This is a genomic window from Bradyrhizobium sp. (genome assembly GCF_016462955.1).
Lineage (GTDB): Bacteria > Pseudomonadota > Alphaproteobacteria > Rhizobiales > Xanthobacteraceae > Bradyrhizobium.
Genome location: NZ_JAEMSD010000025.1, coordinates 1 through 4,721, shown reverse-complemented (window position 1 = coordinate 4,721; position 4,721 = coordinate 1). Strand labels below are relative to the sequence as shown.

At 60.0% G+C, this 4,721-nt stretch carries 3 protein-coding genes and 1 tRNA gene; all 4 read right to left on the bottom strand.

Going from position 1 to position 4,721, the window contains the following annotated elements:
* Positions 1-148: 148 nt before the first annotated feature.
* The 4 genes from JHD07_RS04895 to JHD07_RS04880 all read right to left on the bottom strand — a co-directional run bounded on the left by JHD07_RS04895 (position 149) and on the right by JHD07_RS04880 (position 4,564).
* On the bottom strand, positions 149-2,014 hold the full coding sequence (locus tag JHD07_RS04895) for a tetratricopeptide repeat protein (protein WP_291619555.1): 1,866 nt from the start codon (positions 2,012-2,014) through the stop codon (positions 149-151).
* A gap of 339 nt (positions 2,015-2,353) precedes the next feature.
* Positions 2,354-2,710, bottom strand: coding sequence for a 6-carboxytetrahydropterin synthase QueD (gene queD / locus JHD07_RS04890; RefSeq protein ID WP_291619553.1), 357 nt, complete (start codon positions 2,708-2,710; stop codon positions 2,354-2,356).
* An 85-nt stretch (positions 2,711-2,795) separates the two neighbouring features.
* Positions 2,796-2,892: transfer RNA gene (locus JHD07_RS04885), tRNA-OTHER, on the bottom strand.
* Positions 2,893-3,055: 163 nt separating this feature from the next.
* Positions 3,056-4,564, bottom strand: coding sequence for a TIGR03790 family protein (locus JHD07_RS04880; RefSeq protein ID WP_291619551.1), 1,509 nt, complete (start codon positions 4,562-4,564; stop codon positions 3,056-3,058).
* Between the last annotated feature and the right edge of the window lie 157 nt (positions 4,565-4,721).

The following is a 4,721-nucleotide window of genomic DNA, read 5'->3' as shown; positions in this document are numbered from 1 at the left end:
TTCGCCAGCGCGGACGATGTGCGCCTGCCATTCGAGGGCGACAATATGTTCTCGATCATCCTATCGAAAGCAGCGATGCTCGCAGCCGACGATCAGATCACCGACCCCAGCATCCTGAGCCAGCTCAAACGTTGACGCGGCAATCCTATTACGCAGCCCCCGGTGCCTTCGCCCGCGTCAGGTCGTTCAGGAACTGCTCCATGAGCGGCTTGTTGCCGAACCGGCGATAGGAGCGCTCTGCCTCCAACGAAAATGTCGGTTGGGCCCCTACCAAGCTTGCCATCGTCAGCTGCGCCGCTTCTATATCGCCGCGCCGCCCTTGCAGCGCAGCCTGGATGAGCAGGCAGTTGGCATCGCGCGGCGCCCTGACAAGGCATTCGGAGATCACGCTAGCCGACTCATCGCGACGATCAGCGGCGTAAAGCGCCTGACCATGCACATAGGCGTAATATTCCGGTGCCATGGGATGAAGCCGACGTGCTCGCTCGGCATTGGCAACGGCGTCCGCGTAGTCCCCGAAACGGACTTGCGCCTTTGCCAATGCCATCATGCTATCGGGGTCATTGGGATTCAGTTCGACGGCGCGCTTGGCGGCCTGCAAGCCGCCGGCATAATCGCCCTGCACCGCCAGTCCGAAGCTGATCACCTGATAGCCGAGCGAGAGATTGGGATCGAGGCGCACAGCCTGGCGCGCTTCGCTGAGACCCAGTTCCAGCTCTTGCGCCGTCGCCCGACCATTCGACATCCTGGCCACATCCGCGATGTAAGTGAGGGCCAAGCCCGCTCGGGCGGCGGCATAGGCCGGGTCCATTTCCAGCGCGCGCTGATACATGCCGCGTGCCTCCACAAGTGCTTCCGCATCCTGGACGCCATGCCGGTATCGATGACGAGCCCGCAGGAGAAGATCGTAAGCCTGAAGGTTGTCGGTCGGGCGTTGCGCGGCAGCGATGGCTTCACTTCGGCCGATATACGGCGCGAGCTGGGCGACGATTTCCGTGGTCAGCTCGCTTTGTACGGTGAAGACGTCGGCAACCTGCCTGTCGAAGCTGCGCGACCAGAGATGCGCGCCCGATTTCACGTCGATCAGCTGCGCCGAGACGCGAAGCCGCTCTCCCTCGCGGCGCGCGCTGCCTTCCACCACGTAGGAAACGCCCAGCTTTGCCCCGAGCTTGCGCGTATCGCTTTCTTGCCCGCGCACGGCATAGGTAGAGTCGCGCGCGATGATCTGAAGCTCGGAATTCCTTGCAAGCGCCGTGGTCACATCCTCGGTCAGCCCGTCTGCGAAGTACGACTGGTCACCGCCCATGGTCGCAAAGGGCATGACCGCAACTGACGGCCGCGGGTCGGCGCGGGTCTGGTCGAAAGACAGCGCGGCCGGGAGCCGGCTGACCATCGCCGCCAGGGACAGCGGCTGGATTTGGGTGCCGATGAGCACAAGGGCTATCGCGGCGACGCCATACGACCAGCGCGCAGCGGTCCCGCGTAGAACGCGCGGGACTTTTCGCCAGCGAGACCACGAGGATTGCGCGCGTCGTACCCGATAGACATTGAGGCGCTCGGGAATGTTTTTGGCGCGCCTGCGGCCCACACGCGCAAACACCTCGCCGCGATTGCGATCTGCGGCCATGACGACAGCGCCGCTGACGAAGATGCTACCGGGATCGGCCATCGCCTCGAGCCGTGTGGCGACATTGACGCCGTCGCCGTACATATCGCCATTATCCTCGATGACGTCACCGAGGTTGATGCCTATACGCAGCTCGAACGGGGCGTTGTCGAATCCTTGCTGGATGGCAGAGCCCGCATCGACGGCTTCGTTGACGCTGGGAAACATCGCCAGAAACCCGTCCCCGGTCATCTTGAAGATGCGGCCACCATGCTGCGCGACCGTGGGTCCGATCAGATTGTCGAAGACCGTGCGCAGCTCTTTATAGGTGGAGGCCTCGTTTTCGGCCATCATCAGGCTGTAGCTGACGATGTCGGCAGCCATGATCGCGGCGAGCTTGCGTTCCATCAACGGTTCCCCGGTCCCATGGCCAAGCACAAACTGGATTGGGGACATTCGCCCCCAGCTTGAAACTAAACCTTTCAACCCGCATGGGGTTATCAACACACCTCATATGTGCGTGAGTAATGAGACCCGTGCGGCACGCAGGCAGCGGCGCTCCGCGCATTTGGCTGATTCTGAGTTTCCCTGCGGGTTCCCGTATGGGCAGCCTTGAGCCGAGGCCGGAAAGAGCGGCTCGTCACGCTTTCGGAGCGGCTTCGAGCCCCGGTCCGCTGCTCATCCGCACGCTGAGCAGCTGCGTTCATGGCGACGGTGAGGGCCGGGCGGCTCAGCGACGGGCCGTCGTCACCGCCCCTGATATTCGGCCCAGCAATCCGCTGTCTCATAAACGCGGACCGCCCACAGCTGCGGCAGGCCTGGCTTCAGCCGGTCCCAGATCCAGATCGCGATGTTCTCGGCGGTCGGATTCTCCAAGCCCCCGACCTCGTTCAGGCAATGGTGGTCCAGCGCGCCCATGATGTCGGCGAAGCCTTTTTCGATATCGAAGAAGTCGGCGACGAAGCCGGTGTGCGGATCCACCGGTCCGTCGAGCTGGACCTCGACCCGATAGGAATGACCGTGCATCCGGTGGCACCGGTGAGTGTCGGGCACGTTGGGCAGCCGATGCGCCGCCTCGAACTTGAACGCCTGCGATATCCTCATCCAGCTCCTCACGCGGCGTGGCCCATCCGGCCTGGGGCCGGACTGGCCACCGGATGCTGCCTTGTCCTGACTTTCCGTCAAAGAATGGCGCGCCCGGAACGATTTGAACGTCCGACTCTCAGATTCCTAGTCTGCCATGGTTGCGAGTTGCCTTAGCTCGTCATCACCAACCTGACAAGCGCGGTTCTGCGGCGCGATTAACCATCTCGCGGCGCTCTTTGAGCCAGATGGACTTCTTGAGAGTCCCGACGGACGATTTGCTCAGATCATCATTCAGAAACCTGACGGGACGGAAGGTCGAAAGGCTTCGGGGACGTCCCCGCCCGGCCACGCGTGACAGCTCTCTTAATTGCGTCGATCCGATCGCGGAGCACTCTCACCTCCGCGCTCCAGTTTATAGAACGGCGCCTTCATCCCCGGCAGGGTGATCGTCGTGAAGCGATAATCTGGCACCGAAATGGTGCTGATCAGCGAAAACGGGCCGGTCGTGGATGGAGCCGAGTAAAGATTGTAGTCGACGCCGGGTTCAAGGATCGACGTCTTGATACTGAGAACTTCGTTCACAAGCGTCGCCTGCGTACCGAAGGGTCTTGCCAGCGGATCGCCTATGAAGACGCCTTGGGACGGCTGTCGGACCGATTTCGTGTAGGCCTCAAGGGCTGTGTTGCCGAGGAAATAGTTCTTCACGAGCACTGAAGCGGCGGGAAATTTGTCTGCATATGCACAGGGCTCGGTCACCGTGCCGTAACTTGCTGCGACCCCGGCTTCGAGCCAGCGGAGTGCGCTCATTTGATTCGACCCGAACAAATCACCTCCGCCCGAGGTAAGAGAGTCCGCTAGAGCGCCGGGAACATAGGTGTTTGTATTGAGACCCGAGACGTTCGCCAATCCCGTCTGGTAGAAGAGGATATCTCTGGCGTTTTTGACTTCCGACGGCCCACCTGGTCTCGAACGGTCGTAGTAAGTCATCCTGAGTGCTTCTGGACGATTCCAGTTTTGAACAGTTGCCTGGAAGTCGGGATATCGAGGCATGCTCCTCGCATTGTCAGCGGTTCTCACGAACCAGCCGTTCCCTCTCGGAAGGCTTCGATCCGCCTTCAGGCCCTTGTCGATCGTCGCTTTTACACTCGCCGCGCTTTCACCTGCGAGCATCATGGCTGGGCGAATGCGAAAATCCGTATATGGCATTGTCGATCGTGAATCGTAATACGGATTGAGCGGGGTGCTGTCACAACTCCTGCTCGTGAGGTACTGCATATCTATTCCAAAGGCGAAGGCGCTCGTGATTGAATAATTCGTGGGGTAGTAGTTGAAACGCGCGATACGAAACGGCTTACTCCAGGAAATCACAAACGCCTGAATTTCCGGACCTGCCTGGGCATCCACCTGCCGCTTGAGCGCCGCGAACTCCGCCGGATCAATACCGTTATTTGCAGGAAGTCCGGGAAAGATTTTGTCTTGCTCGAAACTCAAATGAATCATGTTCCGGTTGGGAAGATTTCTCACCCGCTGATAGTAGCTCCCAACCTCCACCGACTGCGGATCGTTATCATTGATCAGGACCGCAACTTCTGAACTTTGAATGCCAGACCGAGGTACGGATAACGTCGCCACGACTGAGGAGTTTGCATCAAGCACATTCACAGATTCAGTGAGCGACGAGGTCTGTGCAGCTGCGAACGACGGCAGATGCGCGATCGCGACAAGAATAATTGGGACAAATCGTTTTCCGAAATCGCAGCCGTTCTGAATCTTTGCGACCGCAGCTCGGTCGGCAACCCCGCCGCACCCCCCTACGCTGCCAGGTCGCACTCGCTGCGGACGCGCTGCCAGAGAAAAAAGTAAATGGACCATCCCGCCTCGTCGATTGAATTGTATACCTGATCTCCGTTCGAGATCTGACCGGATGAGCAAGCGATCTTCAATTCGAGAACTCACCGCCAACAAAGTTTGCCAGCCAACTGCAAACCACGCCCTCTCCCAAAGAGAAGAAGACGGCAAAGGCGTGAGA

What these genes read in the sequence shown, in the direction of transcription:
- queD (WP_291619553.1), bottom strand. Translation starts at nt 2,710, where the DNA reads ATGAGGATATCGCAGGCGTTCAAGTTCGAGGCGGCGCATCGGCTGCCC.
- JHD07_RS04895 (WP_291619555.1), bottom strand. Translation starts at nt 2,014, where the DNA reads ATGGAACGCAAGCTCGCCGCGATCATGGCTGCCGACATCGTCAGCTAC.
- JHD07_RS04880 (WP_291619551.1), bottom strand. Translation starts at nt 4,564, where the DNA reads ATGGTCCATTTACTTTTTTCTCTGGCAGCGCGTCCGCAGCGAGTGCGA.